Origin of the sequence: Brucella haematophila (genome assembly GCF_005938105.1) — a bacterium.
GTDB classification, from domain to species: Bacteria; Pseudomonadota; Alphaproteobacteria; order Rhizobiales; family Rhizobiaceae; genus Brucella; species Brucella haematophila.
Genome location: NZ_VCPE01000008.1, coordinates 163,088 through 181,421, shown reverse-complemented (window position 1 = coordinate 181,421; position 18,334 = coordinate 163,088). Strand labels below are relative to the sequence as shown.

The window sequence follows — 18,334 nt, the reverse complement described above, 5'->3', positions numbered from 1 at the left end:
ATCGCCCGAATAGGGCGATCTCATGCCCGATATCTCAAGGCAAATATTCAGGAATTGAAACATGCGAGCGGCACGCACTGCCTATCCCATGACATGGCGCATCATGGATACGCTGGAAGCAATCGCAGCCTTTTTATGGCCCGCGCGGTTCAACCGTGCTGTGCCTTATCTGATGCTGCTTCCGGCGATTGTTCTGGTCGGATTGCTGGTACTGGGTCTGATGCAGATCGCAGATACCAGCCTGCGCACGCTGGATACGTCGACATTCCTGATGTCGGACTATTATACGCTTGCAAACTACAAGCGCGCCCTGACGGAATCCCTTTTTGCGACGGTTGCATGGCGCAGTCTTCTGGGATCGCTCGTCGTGACCTTTTTCACACTCGTTCTGGCATTTCCTTATGCGTATCTGATGGTCAGAACGCCTTCGGCGGCGCTGCGCAAACTTCTGCTGATCGCGCTTTTCCTGCCGTTTTTCATCGGGCAGGTGGTGCGCGCTTATGGATGGCTTATCATCCTGGGCAATCAGGGCATGGTGAACGAGGCGCTTGGCCTCGTCGGCATCGCGCCTTTGCGCCTGCTTTATAACTATCCGGCAGTGCTGTTCGGCCTTGTGCAATATATGCTGCCCTTTGCAGTCCTGATGCTGGCCCCGGCGCTGACCGCCATTCCGGAAGAAATGGAAGCGGCGGCAAGTTCGCTCGGTGCGAACTGGGTGCGAACATTTGCGCATGTTGTTCTACCCATGGCACGTCCCGGCTTGATTGGTGCCGGACTGGTAGTGATGACGCTTTCGCTCACAGATTTTGCCATTCCTGCAATCCTCGGCGGTGGCTCTCAGGATTTTATCGCCAACGCGATTTATGACCAGTTCTTCCGCACCTCCGATCAGGGACTGGGCGCGACATTGGCGCTGCTTTTGGTCGGTGTCGGCTCCATCCTTGTCGGGCTCGTTTTCACGCTGTTCGGTGCTGGAACACTTGCCATGGGGAGGGCACGGAAATGACCGCTCCATTGTCCAAATCTGTTGTTATCTGGACCTTTGTGATTGCCGTGCTGGTCCTGCTTTCGGCACCGACCATCGTGGTTCTCGGTGCGTCCTTTACCTCGGGCAATATGATCACCTTTCCCCCGGAAGGGTTTTCATTGAAGTGGTATCAGAAGATCGTCGGGACGAGCGACTTGTGGGACGCTTTCCTGCGCTCCCTCTACGTATCTTTCATCTGCACCATCGTGGCCATTCCCGTCGGAACGCTTGCCGGTATCGCGTTGGCCAAATATGCGGTCCGCTTTGAAAAGACGATCCAGATCTATCTGCTTTTGCCCTTTACGATTCCGCTGATCGGTTCAGGCATCGGTTTGATGCTGATCTTCGGTCATGCAGGCATTCTCGGTCAGCTTTGGCCAGTGGGGATTGCAGCCTGTGTCATCAATCTCCCGTTCATGATCTGGGCGGTGACGGCAAGCGCCGCCAATCTCGACGCGGATCTTGAGCTGGCGGCAGCCAATTGCGGGGCGGGGCCCATATCGACATTTTTCTTTGTCACGCTGCCTGTTGTCGTGCCGGGTGTGATCAGCGGATCGTTGCTGATGTTCATTCTCGCGCTCAATGAGTTTCTGGTGAGCCTGCTGCTGGTTGATGCCCGTATCGTCACCCTGCCGGTGCAGATTTACAATTCGATCCGGTCCATCATCACGCCCGATCTTGCAGCGATTTCTGTGGTTTTCATCGCCTGCGCTGCGTTTGCCATTTTCCTGCTCGACCGGTTGGTCGGGCTCGACATTTTCCTCAAATCGAAATGACCAGCTGCGACCCCGTGGCAGCAAGCAAGGAGCCGACTATGTCCGATGTTACCTTTCACGAACTGGCAAAGCTGGATGATGCTGGACGTGCGGAGCTTCTGAAGCGTTCCGAAACCGATCTTTCCGGCTTTATCGAGAAAGTGAAGCCGATTATCGAAGCGGTGCGCACGGAAGGCGACGCCGCACTGGTGCGGTTTGCGCGCGATCTGGACAAGGCCGAAGTTGATCCGGCCAATATCAAGGCAACCGAGGCGGAATTTGACGCGGCTTTCGACAAGGTCGAAAAAGATGTCATTGAAGCCATTCAGTTTGGTATCGACAATATCCGTCACTTCCACGAAGAGCAGAAGCCGGAAGCGATGTGGCTGAAGGAAATGCGTCCCGGTGCTTTCGCTGGTGATCGTTTCACGCCAATCCGCTCTGTGGCGCTGTATATTCCACGCGGGAAAGGCGCATTTCCGTCTGTCACCATGATGACAGCCGTTCCCGCTGTCGTCGCCGGTGTGCCGGAACTGGCCATCGTTACCCCACCGACCCCGGACGGCTCGGTTGATGCTGCCACGCTTGTCGCCGCACGTCTTGCTGGTGTGGAAACTGTCTATAAGGTGGGCGGCGCACAGGCCGTTGCAGCTGTTGCTTATGGCACGGAGACGGTTAAGCCCGCGCTCAAGATCGTTGGTCCGGGCAGCCCGTGGGTTGTGGCTGCTAAGCGCCTTCTGGGTGGCGTCATCGATCCGGGTCTTCCCGCAGGTCCTTCCGAAGCGGTGATTTTTGCCGACGACACTGTCAAGGGCGGTCTTGCCGCGCTCGACCTTCTGATCGAAGCCGAACACGGCCCGGATTCATCAGCCTGGCTGGTCACGCATAGCCGTCGCGTGGTTGAGGAAGCACTTGCCGCTCTCCCCGATCATTGGGCGCGCATGACGGAACAGCGCGTCGGCTTCTCCAAGACTGTGCTGACCGGCAAATATGGCGGCATCGTTCTGACGTCATCAGTCGAGGAAAGCTATCGCTTCATCAACGATTACGCGCCAGAACATCTGGAGCTGCTTTCGACCGATCCATTTGCGCATCTTGGCCACATCACTGAGGCAGCAGAAATTCTCATGGGGCCACATACGCCGGTCGTCATTGGCAATTTCGGCCTGGGCCCGAACGCTGTTCTGCCGACCAGCCGCTGGGCGCGCACCTATGGCCCGCTTTCCGTCACCGATTTCGTGAAGCGCTCTTCCATCGGTTATGTGACGGCTTCCGCCTATCCGGAATTCGCCAAGCACGCCCGCACGCTTGCCCGCTACGAGGGCTTTTCTTCCCATGAAAATGCCGTTTCGGAAATCCGTAAAGACTATCTCTGAACAAGGTGGGTTTCATGAAAGCGGTTCGGCTTTATGCAGCCAAAGATTTGCGGGTCGAGAATATCGACCCGCCGGCGCTACTTGAGCCGGGCTGGGTTCGACTAAAAGTATCGGCGGCTGGAATTTGCGGTTCTGACCTGCACAACTTCTCGACCGGACAGTGGATCAGCCGTTCGCCATCGGTCGCAGGTCACGAATTTGCTGGCGTTGTGACCGAGATTGGTGCCGGTGTCAGCGGGTTCAAGCCGGGCGATACGGTGATCGCCGATTCCAGATATTGGTGCGGCGAGTGCCCGGCCTGTGCGAGCGGTCGGCACAATGTCTGTTCCACGCTTGGATTTATCGGTGAAGTCTGCGATGGTGGCTTTGCCGAAGAGACGGCGCTGCCGGCGCGGTTGCTCGTCCCCTATGTCGCTGACATCAACCCCGTTGTGGCCGCGATGGGCGAGCCGCTTTCCGTCGCGTTGCACGCCATTCGCAAGCAGCGTTTGCCATCTGGCGAGGCGGTTCTGGTTGTGGGTTGCGGACCGATTGGCGGGCTTGTTGCTCTGTTATTGTCGCGCTTGCACGACGGGCCGGTGCTGGTCTGCGACCGCAATGAACAGCGGGCAGGACTGGTCGCAAGAGTGACCGGCGCGACCAGCGTCCGGCTCAACAAGACAGCGCTGGAAGCCGTCCTTTCGGGAAAGACTTTACGGTACGCAATCGATGCGACGGGCAACATCGCCGTTTTGAATGCGATAATCGATGTCCTGTCGGGTGGCGGGTCTCTGGCGCTTGTGGGGATTTCGCACGGCAAGATCGAGCTCGATCCGAATATTCTGGTCGAGCGTGAAATCAGCCTGATCGGATGCCACGCCTATCAGGACGAACTTGCGGAAATCGCGGCCTTGCTTCCAGAGCTGGAAGCATCGCTTGTCGAATTGATCGATCGCGAGATTTCGCTTGATGAAGTACCTCAGGCTTACGACCGGTTGCTTGCAGGGCAGGCCGAGGGGCTGAAAACGATCATACGGATAGGAGCGTAGTTTAATCATGGGCTCTACCGGCAAATCGGATAGTGATCACGCATCGGCGATGGAATTGCCCGAGACAGCAGGGCCGCTTTACGAGAAGGTCAAAGCCCAGGTTCTGGAAAATATCCGGTCTGGACGCTGGCCCGGAAATTTTCGCCTGCCATCTGAACATGAGCTTGTCGATGCGCTCGGCATCTCTCGCATGACTGTCAATCGTGCGCTACGCGAACTCACCGATCAGGGCATTTTGAAGCGTATCCAAGGTGTCGGTACCTTCGTTTCACCACCAAAGCCCGAAACGACATTGATTGAAGTGGTGAATATTGCCAATGAGATCGCGGCGCGGGGTGGCACGCATCGCGCGCAGGTGGTGGCCCTCGATATTGTGCAGCCGGATGCAGCACTGTTGAACGCTTTTGAACTGCAAAGCCCAATACCTGTCGCGCATTCAATCATCGTGCATTTCGAAAACAATGTGCCGGTGCAATTGGAGGAACGTTTCGTCAATACGCAACTGGTGCAGGACTACGAGTTGCAGGACTTCCACACCATCACGACCTACGATTATCTGCAGAAGAGCACACCGATGACGGAAGTCGAGCAGGTGATCTCAGCCGTTACCGCAGATGCCCACATTGCAGCTTTGTTGCAAATCGAGGTCAATGCGGCTTGCCTCCATCTCGACCGCCGCACATGGACCAGAGAGACGGTCGCGACCGTCAACAAGCTGATCTATGCCGGTGATCGGTATCGTTTGGGTAGTCGCTATAAGCCCGAAATTTACCGGTAGCGTTTGCCCATTCGTGTTCGTCAGCGTTTCCGAACAATCTCGACATTGCTCTGTTCAATGCGCGCTTTGAGCAGGTCCTGACGCGAGACCAGACCAACCACATTATGGGATTGGGGGTCGAGTATCGGAATGCGCGGGATACCACTCATGACCATGAGATCGGCGACTTCACCCAGTGGCGTTGATGTAAAGGCAGTGGGCTGAGACGCGTCTGAAAGCGTCTCGGCGAGCGAGGCTGCTACCGGAGCGCCCGACACTTGCCATTGCAAAACTTCCGATCGTGAAACGAGACCGAGCAAGCGCCCGTCATCGTCCAGCACCGGATAGGCTCTGTGGCGTGCGTCTTTGGTGAAGAATGCAATTGTGGCATCAATCGACTGTTTGCCCGACAGGCATTGAGGGCTGGGCGTCATTACGTGTGAGGCCTGAAGAAATGCAAACGGGTCTACGGAATATTCCTGCAAGATGTGCCGTCCCCGACGCGCAATTTTCTCCGTCAGAATAGAGCGATTGAGAATGAGCACGCTGACGGCATAGGCAGAGGCCGACGCGGCAATTGTCTCGGGCAAGGCCGCAAAATGGCCGGTGAGTTCGACCGCAAAGATCGCACTTGTCAGTGGTGCTCTCATCGCGCCGCTCAATATTCCGGCCATGCCGATCATTGCCCAGAAACCAGCGCCGCCCGGCAGGAACTGTCCAATCAATGCGCCCAGAGCGCCGCCGAGCAGAAGAAGCGGCGCGAGCACACCGCCGGAAGTGCCGGACCCCAGCGCGATCAGCCACACCGCCGCCTTGACCACCAGTAGCAGTGCGATTGCCTTCATTGTCATTGAGCCATCCAGCAATTGCTGAATGCTGGCATAGCCTGCACCGAGAACATGCGGATCAATCAATCCGCCGATACCGACCGCAATCGCTCCAAGCGCTGGCCACCACATCCAGTGGATAGGCAGCCGGTGAAACATGTCTTCAATGCGATAAAGGCCGGTTGAGAGCAGCACGCTCTGGATGCCGACAATAGCGCCGAGGATCAACGCAAACAAAAGAGGCATTCCACCGCTGGCATCGAGGCTCATGAAGGGGAAAAGCGGCCCTGAACTGATCAGAAAGGGCCGCCAGGCAGTCGAGACCAGAACAGCGACGACCACAGGTATGAAACTGCGCGGTTTCCATTCGAAAAGCAATACCTCCAATGCAAGCAGGATGGCCGCCATTGGTGTGCCGAATATCGCCGTCATGCCTGCTGTTGCGCCTGAGACGAGCAGTGTTTTGCGTTCCGCTGCACTCAGTTCAAAAAGCTGGGCGAATAGAGAGCCGATGGCTCCGCCCGTCATGATGATTGGTCCCTCGGCGCCGAAGGGACCACCGCTGCCGATGGAAATTGCGGAAGACAATGGCTTCAGCACCGCGACCTTGAGCGAAAGACGGCTCTCGCCAAACAGGATCGCTTCAATCGCTTCCGGAATTCCGTGTCCACGGATTTTTTCCGAACCATATCGCGCCATCAATCCGATAATGAGGCTGCCGATGACCGGGATGATAATTGCCAACATGCCCAGTTGATTGTCGATGATCTCGGAATTCGCGAATGAAAATCGGCCAAACCAGAAAAGATTGGTCGAGAGGGCAATGAGCTTCAGCAGCAACCACGCCCCGAACGCGCCGCCTGTACCAACCACGACAGCCGCAAGCGCCAGCATCAACATACGGCGATCGGTCGTATGGTCGCGCAATCGTGGAAGATTTGGTATGGCTGAAGGCGTGGACATAATCGCTCCGGACTTGATGAGATCGAAAGCGAATTATATCGTAATGCGATATAATTCAAGAAGGTAAAAATGGCTTCGAGAAGAATGACTGATGACGATTATGCGGTGCTGGCGGATTTTCGCTATTCGTTGCGAAATTTCATGGCCTTCAGTGAAAGCAAGGCCGCCGAGTATAATCTGACACCGCAGCAACATCAGGCGCTGTTGGCCATTCGCGCAGCAGCAGACGGCAAGGCAACAGTGGGTTATGTCGCAGAGCGTCTGGTTTTGAAGCCGCATAGCGCCAGCGGATTGATTGCGCGTCTTGAAGCACTGGGGCTTCTGAGGCGTTTGCCGGGACCGGATGATAAACGGCAAACTCTACTCGGCCTGACCGACGAGGCGGAAAGAATACTGGCCGAACTGAGCCTGACCCACCGCGAAGAAATCCGCCGGTTGCGTCCTTTGCTGCTCGACTTGCTGTCGCGAATAGAAAGTGAAGCCTAACTGCGGGTCTCTGATATCAGCCAGCTGTGGCTTGTCTAGCCGATGGGCAGGCCAATTTCGGATTTCATTGTGCGCAAGGCGATTTCCGATTGCACACGAGCGACCTGCGGGTGCGGCAGCAATACGAGATGTATGAAATCAGCAAAGGCAGCAAGATCCTTGGCGACGATGATCAACACATAATCCGCATCGCCGGACACCGAATAGGCTTCGCGCACTTCTTCATGTCTTGCGAGAAAGCTGACAAAGGATTCATCAGTGCGTTCATTATGCGTCGATAGATTGATGCGTGTGATAGCCCGCAGGCCATAACCAAGCCGTACGGGATCGAGACGGGCAGAATAGCCTTGAATAATGCCTTCCTGTTCCAACCGCGTTCGGCGGCGCGAGCATTGGGATTGTGACAAATTGACGAGTTCGGAAAGCTCGGCATTGGTCAATGATGCATCTCGCTGCAATGTTTGCAGAATTGCACGATCAAAGGAATCGAGGGTAATTTCGTGCATGAAATGTCCTTATGGCTCACAATTCATGCAAATCTTCTTCGAGGTCGTGCGACATTGCAAGTACTTCGCGTAATCCATCCCGTAGAATCCGTCTTAATGACGATAAGGAGGATTCAAAATGGGACCATATCCGCACGACGCGCCGAAAGCCGAAATCAACGAAGCAAATCCTGCCGGAACGGATGGCTTCGAATTTGTTGAATTCGCCCATCCCGAGCCTGAAAAGCTCGACATTCTGTTCCGCGAGATGGGCTTTCGACCCGTTGCCAAGCACCGCAAGAACGACATTGTTCTCTACCGTCAGGGTGATATCAATTATCTTCTGAACCGTGAGCCAAACAGCCATGCCGCGGCGTTTGTTGCAGACCATGGACCTTGTGCGCCCGCGATGGCATGGCGTGTGGTGGATGCGGGCCATGCGCTGCGGCGCGCTGTGGAATTGGGTGCGGAAGAATATCGCGGCGACGGCAAGTCGCTCGATGTTCCCGCTGTCATCGGCATTGGCGGGTCGCTGCTTTACTTCGTGGATACTTATGGCGACGATGGTTCCTGCTATTCAGCGGAGTTTGAATGGCTGGGTGAGGTCGATCCGAAACCGGAGGGTTTCGGTTTCTACTACCTCGACCATCTTACGCATAATGTCGTGCGCGGGAATATGAACACCTGGTACAAATTCTACCACGACACATTCAATTTCCGTGAGATCCGCTATTTCGACATCGCCGGGAAAATGACCGGGCTGACCAGCCGTGCATTGACGTCTCCTGACGGGAAAATCCGCATTCCAATCAATGAAAGTGCGGATGATCATAGCCAGATCGAGGAATATCTTCGTGAATACAAGGGCGAGGGCATCCAGCATATAGCAATCGCCAGTAATGATATTTACGGCGGCACGGATGCAATTGCTGCGCAGGGGCTGGAATTCATGCCCGGTCCCCCGGACATTTATTATGAAAAGTCAAAGGCGCGTGTCAAAGATCACAATGAGCCGCTCGACAAGTTGAAGAAGCGTGGAATCCTCATCGATGGCGAAGGTGTTCTGGGCGGTGGCGAGACGCGCATCCTTCTGCAGATTTTCTCAAAGACCGTAATCGGCCCGATTTTCTTCGAGTTTATTCAACGAAAGGGCGATGATGGCTTTGGCGAGGGCAACTTCAAGGCCTTGTTCGAGTCCATCGAGGAAGATCAGATTCAGCGCGGTGTGTTAGGCAATGTGCAGCCGACATCCAAGAGCGGCCAACTGGCTGACAATCGTGCATGAGTGATGCGTGGCGCTCATATTCTGGCGCACCTGAGAACGGCACCGTCCTATGCGCCTCTTTGGACATAGCCGATGGTCACACAAAATGTCTGGTTCTTCGCGCTGATGGGAAGGAGTTTCCACTTCTTCTTATCAGGCAGAGCGGAATTGTGCGCGGATTCGTCAATGCTTGTCCGCATCAGTATCTCCCATTAAACTACCGATCAGATGAGATACTCTCAACCGATGGTGCGCGTCTTCTTTGCACAGCTCACGATGCGACGTTCGATGCCGAGAGCGGCGCGTGCCTGTCTGCCGGGCTGGACGGACTTGATGCGGTCCCTGTGGCGGATGACGGAAACGGGAATGTCGTCATCCACGAGCGCGAGTAAACAAGCAATGGGAGGAAGTCATGCCGAGTACAATTCGCCTGCATCGTGTCATTGCAGCAAAGCCTGAAAAGATTTTCCGGGCATTTGTCGAGCCGGACGCGATAGCGAGCTGGTTGCCGCCCTATGGATATCTTTGCACCGTTCACGAACTGGATGCGAAGGTTGGCGGTAGTCACAAAATGTCGTTTCGCAATTTCACGACGGGCCATGGCCACAGCTTTGGCGGGACATATCTCGAATTCGCTCCCGGTGAGCGTCTTGTCTACACAGACAAATTCGACGATCCGAACTTGCCGGGTGAGATGAAGGTTACGGTTGTTCTGAAAGCCGTTTCTGTCGGAACGGAAGTTACCATCACGCAGGAAGGCGTGCCGGATATTATTCCCGCAGAAGCCTGCTATCTGGGTTGGCAAGACTCGCTTCACAAACTCACCAAACTGGTTGTGCCTGAAATAAACGAGTAGCTATCGTCGCTATGTATAAGGACGGGAGCATCCGTCATGGTCATTCGCCACAGGGGCCTTATCGGTTGCAACGCGACAAATAATGCAACTGGTTCTTTTCGGAACAGATCGCGTTATTCTGATGGTTAGCTTGCGAAACATTTTGTCCTTAATCTCGGAAAAGTATCGAGATTAGCCAGCGCGAATGCTTATTTTATAGCTTTCTAATTTTTCTTGGTGGCTTTGCTTGCCTTAAAGCAACTGCGCCCTACTCTCCTTACCTGTCCGATTGTGGCTTGGAGGGCAGTATGCAGTGGCTTCAGTCCGTATTTGAGCAGGCACCGGAGATAGCATTGTTTCTGTCTCTGGCTGGCGGTTACGCGCTGGGAAAAATACATTTTGGGAAATTTCAGCTGGGTGGCGTGGCTGGTTCGCTGCTCGTGGCGGTTGTGATCAGCCAGGTCGGCGTTCACATAGATAATGGGGTGAAGGCTGTGCTCTTCGCCCTTTTCATTTATGCCGTCGGTTTTGAAAGCGGACCGCAATTCTTTCGGTCGCTTGGGCGTCAGTCTCTTCGCGAAATTGCGATGGCCGCCGTGCTGGCCATCAGCGGATTGGTGACGGTCGTTGTCCTGGCGCGAATATTCGGCCTCGACAAGGGTCTTGCAGCCGGCATTGCCGCAGGAGGCCTGACACAGTCAGCCATCATTGGTACCGCCAGTTCGGCGATTTCGAAACTCGGCCTTGCCGCCGACGAAGTTCAGCGATTGCAGGCCAATGTCGCGGTGGGTTACGCTGTTACCTATATTTTCGGGTCTTTTGGCGCGATCCTCGTTTGCGTCAATTTGCTGCCGAAATTCATGGGGCGGACCATACGCGACGACGCCATCAAGGCGGAAGCTGAACTTCTTGCGGGTATCCGGCTGCTCGGCCCCAATGAGCAGGAAGCTGCGCCTGATCTTGTCGGGCGTATCTATCAGGTAGACAAGGCTGCCGGAAAAACCGTCGCTGAAATCGAGGCCAAGACCTCAATCGACAACTCCATCACGGTCGAGCGCGTCAAACGCGCAAACAAGATCATCGGTGTATCACCGGATTTGAAGCTGGAAACCAATGATATCGTGCTCATTGTCGGACGCCGCACTGGTGTTGTCACATTGGGCAATGAACTTGGCTCAGAGCTGCAATCGTCCAATGGCATGGATGTGATCGTCGCCATTCGTGATGTGACGATCACCGCTCCGGACTTCGTCGGAAAGTCAGTCGCAGACATCAAGCAGCATATCAGCTCGGAACTGCGTCACGGCATTTATGTGATTGGCGTCAAGCGAGCGGATAAGCCGCTTCCACTCAAGGCCGACACCGTTATTGCTGCTGGTGATGTCGTTTCTCTTTACGGAACGGATCAGGATTTGCAGCGCGTTGCCAGCTCTATCGGGCCGGTTATTGTCGTCAGCGACAAGACGGATTTTGTCTTCCATGGTCTTGGAATTGCGGTCGGTCTGTTGATCGGTCTCGCAGTCATTCGTCTGGGCTCCATTCCGCTGACGCTCGGAAGCGGAGGTGGCGCACTTTTGTCGGGTCTATTGTTCGGCTGGTATCGCAGCCGCAACATGGCCATCGGCAATATGCCGACAGCCGCTTCGACGCTTCTGCGCGATCTCGGCCTTGCCGGTTTCGTGGCCGTTGTCGGTCTCCAGTCAGGGCTTCAGGCCGTTCAGACGATCGTCAGCAGTGGTCTGTCGATTTTCCTGATCGGCGTGGTGGTGACCATTCTCCCGCTCATCATCACCATGCTGTTTGGCCGCTATGTTCTCAAATACGACAACGTAGCCGTCTTTGCCGGTGCGCTTTCCGGTTCGCGCAGCGCAAACCCTGCCTTTGGCGAAATACTGGATAAGGCCGGTAACTCGATACCAACCACTCCTTTCGCAATCACCTATGCACTTGCCAACGTGTTCCTGACCTTGCTCGGGCCACTGGTAGTCGCGTTTTCCTGAGGAATAGATCATGGCGAAGAATGAATATAGCAAATATGCCAAGCTGAGCCCGTTTGAGCTGAAGGATGCCCTTATCGAACTCGCCTCCAGCAAAGCAAACCATGCCATGCTGAATGCGGGGCGCGGCAATCCGAACTTTCTGGCCACTATACCGCGCCGGGCGTTTCTGCGTCTGGGCCTGTTTGCCGTTGCGGAAGCAGAATTGTCTTATTCCTACCTCTCAACGGGCGTCGGTGGACTTCCGAAGATTGAAGGCATTGAAGGCCGGTTTCAGCGCTTTATTTCCGACAATCACGATCAGCCCGGTGTTCAGTTCCTCGGACGCTCGCTTTCCTACGTGCGCGATCAGCTGGGACTGTCGCCGTCCGAATATCTGCACGAAATGGTGGAAGGCATTCTCGGTTGTAACTATCCGGTTCCGCCGCGCATGTTGAAAATCAGCGAAGAGATTGTGAAGCACTATCTCGTCCGAGAAATGATCGGTGGCTATATGAGCTCCGATAAAGTCGATCTGTTTGCAGTCGAAGGCGGAACCGCCGCCATGACCTATATTTTCGATACGCTGAAGCAGAACAAGATTCTTACAGAAGGCGATACGGTCGCCATCGGCATGCCCGCTTTCACGCCCTATATCGAAATCCCGGAACTGAATAATTATCGGCTGAAAGAGGTGCATATCAACGCGGACCCTAAACAGGGTTGGCAATATCCAGAGGCCGAGCTGAACAAGCTGCTCGATAAATCGGTCAAGGTGTTCTTCCTGATCAATCCAAGCAACCCGCCTTCGGTGAAGGTGGATCAACGCGGGTTGGACCAGATCGCCAAAATCGTCAAGGAAAAGCGCCCAGACCTCATCATCCTGACCGATGATGTTTACGGGACATTCGCTGACGATTTCAAATCGATCTTCGCAATTTGCCCGTACAACACGATGCTCGTTTATTCGTTCTCGAAATATTTCGGTGCGACGGGTTGGCGTCTGGGTGCAATCGCCATGCAGAAGGACAATGTTCTGGATGCGAAGCTGAAGGACTTGCCGGGTTCGGCGAAAAAGGAACTGGATCAGCGTTATTCGTCGCTGGTGCCCAATGTCTCGAAGCTGAAATTCATTGACCGTCTTGTCGCGGATAGCCGCACCGTCGCCCTCAACCACACTGCGGGTCTTTCCACGCCACAGCAGGTCCAGATGGTTTTGTTTTCCCTGTTCGGTCTGACGGATGAAAAGGATGCCTATAAGACGGAACTGAAGAAGCTCATCCGTAATCGCGAGGCGGCGCTGTATCGCGAACTGGGCCTGCCACCGCAAACCGACAGCAATGAGGTCGACTATTATACCTTGCTCGATCTGGAAGACATTGCGCGTCGTCTCTATGGCGACGAGTTTGCAGCCTGGGTGAAGAAGAACATATCGCCGACCGAACTGTTGTTCCGGATTGCCGATGAAACCGGCATTGTTCTCTTGCCGGGTACAGGCTTTGGCACGCAGCAACCGGCGGGCCGCGCATCGCTCGCCAATCTCAACGAGTATGAATATGCAGCTATCGGGCGCGCATTGCGGACGATGGCTGACGAAGTCTATCAAAAGGAATTCAAATCCAAGAAATGATCGGGTTTGTCTTGGCCTTGAGCCAAGGCTGCCTTTTGAAACAAAAACGCCGATCTGTTTCACGCAGGTCGGCATTTTCATGAGATGACCTTTAACTTATAATATAAATTATAGTGAAATAGATGATAACGCCGATAACTCATACCACCTGACTTGTGAGCACTCCGCGGGCCTGCTACCAAAGGATTACGGAAAACAATGTGCAGGATCGCGATGATGACAACGAGAAGCAATGAAACATCCGCCCGTCCTGCGGGCAATCTTGTTGTCAAAGTCAGTGGCGAGCTGAAAAAACTGATCCAGTCCGGCGAGTTCAAGCCGGGAATGAAGCTGCCCAGCGAAGCAAAACTGACGGAAGCCTATGGTGTCAGCCGCACGGTTATTCGCGAGGCGGTGGCTGCCCTGCGGGCCGACGGGCTCGTCGAGGCGCGGCAGGGAGCCGGGGTTTTTGTGCTTGAGGCACAATCAGCTGAAGCTCTGCCGTTTCATAACCTCGATTATGACCGGGTTTCATCGGTTATTGAGCTGCTTGAGCTGCGCACGGGGGTGGAGGTGGAAGCCGCAGGACTTGCAGCGCTGCGCCGTTCTCCCCAGCAGGAAGAAGCTATCATCGACTGCCACCGGCAAGTACTCACTTGCCTGGAAGCTGGGCTTCCGACAGCGGAGGCGGATTTCGCATTGCATCTGGCGATTGCTGATGCGGCCAACAATCCTCGCTTTCGCGAGTTCCTGACGATGATCGGCAGTGGCGTCATTCCGCGTGCGGCTTTACAGTCCCAGTCAGATACGAATTCTGCCGAGTACATCGCGCGTATCCATGATGAACATTCCCAGATCATCGAAGCCATTTCCAATGGTGATGAAGAGGCTGCGCGTTCGGCAATGCGGCGGCATTTGAAGGGAAGCCAGATGCGATATCGCAGCATTCTCAGACAAGTTCGCTCTAAATTATAATATAAGTTGTTGACATATAATATCTGATTGCGCTAGGTCATATGCAGACATCAAAAAGGGGTCAACATATGGAACCGCAGCAGATCAAGGAAAAGCTTGGAGCAGGATTGCTCTCCTTCCCGGTAACGCATTTCGATGCCGAGGGGCAGTTTGCGCCGGAAAGCTATAAAGCCCATGTAGAATGGCTTTCGGGCTTCGATGCACCGGTATTGTTCGCCGCTGGCGGCACCGGCGAGTTCTTTTCTCTGCGCCCGAGTGAAATTCCGACCATCGTGTCTGCGGCAAAGGAGGCCGTTGGCAACAGTGGCACCGCGATTGTTTCAGGCTGCGGCTATGGGACGGAAATGGCGATTGAAATTGCCAAGTCGGCTGAAAAGGCTGGAGCGGACGGCATATTGCTTCTGCCACATTATCTGATCGATGCGCCTCAGCAGGGTCTTTACGAACATGTCAAGCGTATCTGCCAGTCGATTGGCATCGGCGTCATGGTCTATAATCGCGATAATGCCGTTATTCAGGCCGACACGCTAGCCCGGTTGTGTGATGAGTGCCCCAATCTTGTCGGTTTCAAGGATGGTGTAGGCGATATCGGGCTCGTCCGCCAGATTACGGCCAAGATGGGTGATCGCCTGACCTATCTGGGTGGGATGCCGACGGCGGAACTCTTCGCCGAAGCTTATCTGGGTGCCGGGTTCACCACTTATTCTTCCGCAGTCTTCAACTTCGTTCCGGGTCTGGCGGTGGAGTTTTATCGTGCGCTGCGGGCCGGTGAACGCTCCACATGCGAGCGTATTCTCAATGAGTTCTTCTATCCGTTCATGGCAATCCGCAACCGCCAGAAGGGTTATGCCGTGGCTGCCATCAAGGCAGGCGTTCGCCTTCAGGGCTTCAAAGCCGGGAAGGTTCGTTCTCCGCTTTGCGACCTGACCAGAGAGGAAGAAGGCCTTCTCGAAGCGCTCATCGGCAAGTACAGCCGCAAACAAGCGGCTTGAGAGACGGAATAGGAAAAACCGCGGGTCATCCCCGCGGTTTCTTTTTAAGATGCAATAAAGGCCGCGCTTAAAGTGACGCAGCCATTTCTTTCAGGCGTTCACAGGCCTTGGTCAGTTCCGCTTCCGAAGCGGCAATCGACAGGCGGATGAAGCCGGGCGCGCCAAAGGCGATACCTGGCACGCTGGACACGCCAAAATCATTGAGCAGATATCCCGCGACGTCAGTGTCGCTTTTCAAGGTCACGCCCGCTGGCGTTGTTTTGCCAATCAGTTTGGTGACACCGATGAAGGCATAAAATGCGCCGTCCGGCTGGCGGAAGTCGATATTGGGTATTTCCGACAGATGGGCTGTGACAAGCTCGGCGCGGCGACGAAACGTCTTAGCCGCTTCCTGTACAAAACTCTGGTCTCCATCGAGTGCGGCTTTTGCAGCCGCCTGCGCAATGCTGCATACAGAGGTGACGCTTTGTGACTGCATCTTGTTGATTGCTGCAATGAGTGTTTTTGGACCTGCCGCATAGCCAACCCGCCAGCCCGTCATCGCGTAGGCTTTCGAGACGCCGTTGACGATGAGAGTTCGTTCCCGCAATTGCGGGCAGACGCTGCCGAAGGAAACGAAGGGATGGTCGCGCAGCAAGATATGCTCGTAAATCTCATCGGAAAGGATGAGAATGCTCGGGTGTTTTTCCAACACCGCCCCGAGTGCGCGATATTCCGCAGCGCTGTAGATCGCACCTGTCGGATTGGATGGTGAGTTCAGCATGAGCCAGCGGGTGCGTGGCGTTATAGCCTCTTCCAGTTGTTGGACGGTGAGTTTGAAGTCATCTTGCCGCCCACATTCGACATAGACCGGCGTGCCGCCGTGCAAGGAAACGATATCGCCATAAGAAACCCAGCAAGGTGTGGGGATGACCACTTCGTCACCCGGTTCAAGTGTGGCGAGGAACGCATCGAACAATATCTGTTTTGCGCCATTGGCAACGGTCAGCTCTTCCGGTGAAAAATCGAGATCATTGTCACGCTTGAACTTGGCGATAATCGCGGCGCGAAGCGCTTCGGTGCCGGCTGCTGCTCCGTAACGAACACCGCCGGCATTGACCGCTGCACAGGCTGCATCGAGAACATGGCGTGGCGGTTCAAAATCCGGCTCGCCCAGCGACAGATCGACAATGTCTCGCCCCTCGGCACGCAGCTTTTTGGCGGCCATAGAAACAGCCATGCTCGGCGATGACTGAATGCCCGCTGATCTTCTATTTTCATATTGCATTGGAATGCTCTTGTTTGTGGATCGGAAAAAAGGAGAAGCCGCCCTAAAGGCGGCTTCTGACAGGATCTGGTGCTCAACCATTCACGACATAGTCGAATTCTCTGTCGCGTTGCTTGGCTTCCGGGCACCGTTCATCCGCAGCGCCATAGCCGCCGCCGCCCGGCAATTGCAGGATCAGCCTGCGTCCGGCGGGGACATGCTGACGGCCCTTGGCATTGAGCACCGAGCCATCATCGAGCAGCACCGCGCCCGGCGCTCCATTCTCGCCACCTTCACGTCCGCGCGGCGGGTGTTTGATGCGATCAAACATGGCATTGAAGTAGATTTCATGTCCGTCCGTCGGCGCAATCTCGACAACCTGACCAAGCCCACCACGGAATTTTCCGGCGCCGCCGGAACCGTCGCGCAATTCCTTGCGCCAGAAAATAACCGGGCCGACATGTTCCGTCGCCTCAATGGACATCGAATGAACACCGCTTGGAAAAGCGGTTGCGCTCAGCCCGTCGAGATGGGACCGGGCACCGGCTCCACCGCTGTTGAACAGAAGAACCTCGGCGCGCTGGCCGCCATCTTTTGGCGCCTTGTCGCCGGAAAGCGGACGCGCACTGACATGAAGGTTCCAAAGCGCGCCTGAGCCTTCCGCAGGTACCCGACCGGGCAGCATTTTATGGACCGCACCAAGCACTGCATCGGGCACCAGATGGCCGAGCACGTGGCGCACGGAAACCGGGGCAGGGTGCTGCGCGTTCAGGATGCAATCTTTTGGCGCAATCACCTTGAAGGGGAGAAGCGATGCGTGATTGTTCGGGATTTCCGGCGCAATCGAGCATTTCAGGCCGTAGCAGGCATAGGCAGCTGAATAAATCAGCGGACAATTGATGCCCTTGGGGCTAGGGGCAGATGTGCCGTTGAAGTCCGCAAGTATGTGATCGGCATGGACGTCGATCCGTACCGCGATATCGATAGGGTCGCCGTAACCGTCAACCCGCATCACGTTGGAATAAGTGCCGTGCGGAAGTGCTGCGAGTTTTTCAAGCGTGGCATCATAGCTGCGTTTGAAGATGAATTCGGCCAGCCCTTCCAGATCGTTGAGCCGGAACTCATCCATCATGTCCATCAAGCGGCGATGACCGATTTCGTTGCAGGCGGCGAGGGAATAGACGTCGCCGACGACCTGATGGCTTTCGCGAACATTATTACGCAAAATGTTCACGAGATCCTTGTTGACCACCCCGCGTTCCGCGAATTTCATGATCGGCACAAAGATGCCTTCCTCATAAACTTCGTTGGCATCGGGGCCAAAGCCACGTCCGCCCACATCCACCACATGGGCGGTGCAAGCGAAGAAGCCTGTCAGCGCGCCATTGCGAAAGCTTGGCGAGACGACGGTGAAATCATGCAGGTGGCCGGTGCCTTTCCACGGGTCGTTGGTTATGTAGACATCACCTTCGAAGATGTTCTCCCGCCCGATATCGTTGATGAAATGGCCAACGGCTTCCGCCATCGCATTGACATGGCCGGGCGTGCCGGTCACGGCCTGCGCGATCATCTGTCCGGCGCGATTGAAAACGCCAGCTGAAAGATCGCCAGATTCACGCACACTGGTGCTGAAAGCTGTACGAATGAGCGTTACGGCCTGTTCTTCAACGACCGAGATCAGGCGGTTCCACATGATCTGCATGTGGACATCGGAAATAGGTTTCACTGACATG

General features: G+C 55.2%; 17 protein-coding genes. 13 read left to right on the top strand and 4 right to left on the bottom strand.

Features of this window, described 5'->3' with window-relative positions:
- Positions 1 to 61: 61 nt before the first annotated feature.
- From FGI60_RS13785 to hutC, 5 genes are read left to right on the top strand one after another with little or no spacing between them, the layout of a single operon-like run.
- Positions 62 to 1,006, top strand: coding sequence for an ABC transporter permease (locus FGI60_RS13785; protein WP_138785680.1), 945 nt, complete (start codon positions 62 to 64; stop codon positions 1,004 to 1,006).
- The gene (locus tag FGI60_RS13780) at positions 1,003 to 1,803 is read left to right on the top strand and encodes an ABC transporter permease (protein WP_113534202.1); all 801 of its coding nucleotides are present in this window, start codon (positions 1,003 to 1,005) and stop codon (positions 1,801 to 1,803) included. The genes FGI60_RS13785 and FGI60_RS13780 overlap by 4 nt, the downstream gene beginning before the upstream one ends.
- Before the next feature lie 38 nt (positions 1,804 to 1,841).
- Positions 1,842 to 3,158, top strand: a complete 1,317-nt coding sequence (hisD, locus tag FGI60_RS13775) for a histidinol dehydrogenase (protein WP_138785679.1) — start codon at positions 1,842 to 1,844, stop codon at positions 3,156 to 3,158.
- Between the two features lie 14 nt (positions 3,159 to 3,172).
- The gene (locus tag FGI60_RS13770; protein WP_138785678.1) at positions 3,173 to 4,186 is read left to right on the top strand and encodes a zinc-dependent alcohol dehydrogenase; all 1,014 of its coding nucleotides are present in this window, start codon (positions 3,173 to 3,175) and stop codon (positions 4,184 to 4,186) included.
- Positions 4,187 to 4,193: 7 nt separating this feature from the next.
- A complete protein-coding gene (gene hutC / locus FGI60_RS13765; protein ID WP_138785677.1) occupies positions 4,194 to 4,964 on the top strand; it encodes a histidine utilization repressor in 771 nt (256 codons plus the stop codon).
- Positions 4,965 to 4,984: 20 nt separating this feature from the next.
- Here hutC and FGI60_RS13760 read toward each other — a convergent pair whose 3' ends face one another.
- A complete protein-coding gene (locus tag FGI60_RS13760; RefSeq protein ID WP_210238444.1) occupies positions 4,985 to 6,733 on the bottom strand; it encodes a chloride channel protein in 1,749 nt (582 codons plus the stop codon).
- Between the two features lie 69 nt (positions 6,734 to 6,802).
- Here FGI60_RS13760 and FGI60_RS13755 point away from each other — a divergent pair, with 69 nt between their 5' ends.
- On the top strand, positions 6,803 to 7,219 hold the full coding sequence (locus FGI60_RS13755) for a MarR family winged helix-turn-helix transcriptional regulator (RefSeq protein ID WP_235889810.1): 417 nt from the start codon (positions 6,803 to 6,805) through the stop codon (positions 7,217 to 7,219).
- 35 nt (positions 7,220 to 7,254) lie between these two features.
- Here FGI60_RS13755 and FGI60_RS13750 read toward each other — a convergent pair whose 3' ends face one another.
- Complete coding sequence (locus FGI60_RS13750) at positions 7,255 to 7,725, bottom strand: Lrp/AsnC family transcriptional regulator (protein WP_138785676.1); 471 nt, start codon at positions 7,723 to 7,725, stop codon at positions 7,255 to 7,257.
- Between the two features lie 118 nt (positions 7,726 to 7,843).
- Here FGI60_RS13750 and hppD point away from each other — a divergent pair, with 118 nt between their 5' ends.
- The 7 genes from hppD (at position 7,844) to kdgD (ending at position 15,355) form a co-directional block, all read left to right on the top strand.
- Positions 7,844 to 8,989, top strand: a complete 1,146-nt coding sequence (hppD, locus tag FGI60_RS13745) for a 4-hydroxyphenylpyruvate dioxygenase (RefSeq protein WP_138785675.1) — start codon at positions 7,844 to 7,846, stop codon at positions 8,987 to 8,989.
- Positions 8,986 to 9,360: a Rieske (2Fe-2S) protein gene (locus tag FGI60_RS26820; RefSeq protein ID WP_138785674.1), complete on the top strand. Its 375-nt coding sequence runs from the start codon at positions 8,986 to 8,988 to the stop codon at positions 9,358 to 9,360. The genes hppD and FGI60_RS26820 overlap by 4 nt, the downstream gene beginning before the upstream one ends.
- Before the next feature lie 20 nt (positions 9,361 to 9,380).
- Positions 9,381 to 9,824: an SRPBCC family protein gene (locus tag FGI60_RS13735; protein WP_138785673.1), complete on the top strand. Its 444-nt coding sequence runs from the start codon at positions 9,381 to 9,383 to the stop codon at positions 9,822 to 9,824.
- Between the two features lie 287 nt (positions 9,825 to 10,111).
- Entirely contained in the window at positions 10,112 to 11,803 is a 1,692-nt protein-coding gene (gene aspT, locus FGI60_RS13730) for an aspartate-alanine antiporter (RefSeq protein WP_138785672.1), read from the top strand.
- 10 nt (positions 11,804 to 11,813) lie between these two features.
- Positions 11,814 to 13,409 (top strand): bifunctional aspartate transaminase/aspartate 4-decarboxylase, encoded by a 1,596-nt coding sequence (locus FGI60_RS13725; RefSeq protein WP_138785671.1) that lies wholly within the window; start codon positions 11,814 to 11,816, stop codon positions 13,407 to 13,409.
- A 216-nt stretch (positions 13,410 to 13,625) separates the two neighbouring features.
- On the top strand, positions 13,626 to 14,363 hold the full coding sequence (locus tag FGI60_RS13720) for a FadR/GntR family transcriptional regulator (RefSeq protein ID WP_138785707.1): 738 nt from the start codon (positions 13,626 to 13,628) through the stop codon (positions 14,361 to 14,363).
- Positions 14,364 to 14,431: 68 nt separating this feature from the next.
- Positions 14,432 to 15,355, top strand: coding sequence for a 5-dehydro-4-deoxyglucarate dehydratase (gene kdgD / locus FGI60_RS13715; RefSeq protein ID WP_138785670.1), 924 nt, complete (start codon positions 14,432 to 14,434; stop codon positions 15,353 to 15,355).
- A 67-nt stretch (positions 15,356 to 15,422) separates the two neighbouring features.
- Here the strand turns inward: kdgD and FGI60_RS13710 are convergent, their stop codons facing one another.
- Both FGI60_RS13710 and FGI60_RS13705 read right to left on the bottom strand, forming a co-directional pair.
- Positions 15,423 to 16,622 (bottom strand): pyridoxal phosphate-dependent aminotransferase, encoded by a 1,200-nt coding sequence (locus tag FGI60_RS13710; RefSeq protein WP_138785669.1) that lies wholly within the window; start codon positions 16,620 to 16,622, stop codon positions 15,423 to 15,425.
- Positions 16,623 to 16,695: 73 nt separating this feature from the next.
- Positions 16,696 to 18,333 (bottom strand): hydantoinase B/oxoprolinase family protein, encoded by a 1,638-nt coding sequence (locus FGI60_RS13705; protein ID WP_138785668.1) that lies wholly within the window; start codon positions 18,331 to 18,333, stop codon positions 16,696 to 16,698.
- Position 18,334 lies beyond the last annotated feature (1 nt).

What these genes read in the sequence shown, in the direction of transcription:
- aspT (WP_138785672.1), top strand. Translation starts at nt 10,112, where the DNA reads ATGCAGTGGCTTCAGTCCGTATTTGAGCAGGCACCGGAGATAGCATTG.
- hisD (WP_138785679.1), top strand. Translation starts at nt 1,842, where the DNA reads ATGTCCGATGTTACCTTTCACGAACTGGCAAAGCTGGATGATGCTGGA.
- FGI60_RS13725 (WP_138785671.1), top strand. Translation starts at nt 11,814, where the DNA reads ATGGCGAAGAATGAATATAGCAAATATGCCAAGCTGAGCCCGTTTGAG.
- hutC (WP_138785677.1), top strand. Translation starts at nt 4,194, where the DNA reads ATGGGCTCTACCGGCAAATCGGATAGTGATCACGCATCGGCGATGGAA.
- FGI60_RS13770 (WP_138785678.1), top strand. Translation starts at nt 3,173, where the DNA reads ATGAAAGCGGTTCGGCTTTATGCAGCCAAAGATTTGCGGGTCGAGAAT.
- hppD (WP_138785675.1), top strand. Translation starts at nt 7,844, where the DNA reads ATGGGACCATATCCGCACGACGCGCCGAAAGCCGAAATCAACGAAGCA.
- FGI60_RS13780 (WP_113534202.1), top strand. Translation starts at nt 1,003, where the DNA reads ATGACCGCTCCATTGTCCAAATCTGTTGTTATCTGGACCTTTGTGATT.
- kdgD (WP_138785670.1), top strand. Translation starts at nt 14,432, where the DNA reads ATGGAACCGCAGCAGATCAAGGAAAAGCTTGGAGCAGGATTGCTCTCC.
- FGI60_RS13720 (WP_138785707.1), top strand. Translation starts at nt 13,626, where the DNA reads ATGACAACGAGAAGCAATGAAACATCCGCCCGTCCTGCGGGCAATCTT.
- FGI60_RS13735 (WP_138785673.1), top strand. Translation starts at nt 9,381, where the DNA reads ATGCCGAGTACAATTCGCCTGCATCGTGTCATTGCAGCAAAGCCTGAA.
- FGI60_RS13710 (WP_138785669.1), bottom strand. Translation starts at nt 16,622, where the DNA reads ATGCAATATGAAAATAGAAGATCAGCGGGCATTCAGTCATCGCCGAGC.
- FGI60_RS13785 (WP_138785680.1), top strand. Translation starts at nt 62, where the DNA reads ATGCGAGCGGCACGCACTGCCTATCCCATGACATGGCGCATCATGGAT.
- FGI60_RS13755 (WP_235889810.1), top strand. Translation starts at nt 6,803, where the DNA reads ATGGCTTCGAGAAGAATGACTGATGACGATTATGCGGTGCTGGCGGAT.
- FGI60_RS13750 (WP_138785676.1), bottom strand. Translation starts at nt 7,725, where the DNA reads ATGCACGAAATTACCCTCGATTCCTTTGATCGTGCAATTCTGCAAACA.
- FGI60_RS13705 (WP_138785668.1), bottom strand. Translation starts at nt 18,333, where the DNA reads ATGTCAGTGAAACCTATTTCCGATGTCCACATGCAGATCATGTGGAAC.
- FGI60_RS26820 (WP_138785674.1), top strand. Translation starts at nt 8,986, where the DNA reads ATGAGTGATGCGTGGCGCTCATATTCTGGCGCACCTGAGAACGGCACC.
- FGI60_RS13760 (WP_210238444.1), bottom strand. Translation starts at nt 6,733, where the DNA reads ATGTCCACGCCTTCAGCCATACCAAATCTTCCACGATTGCGCGACCAT.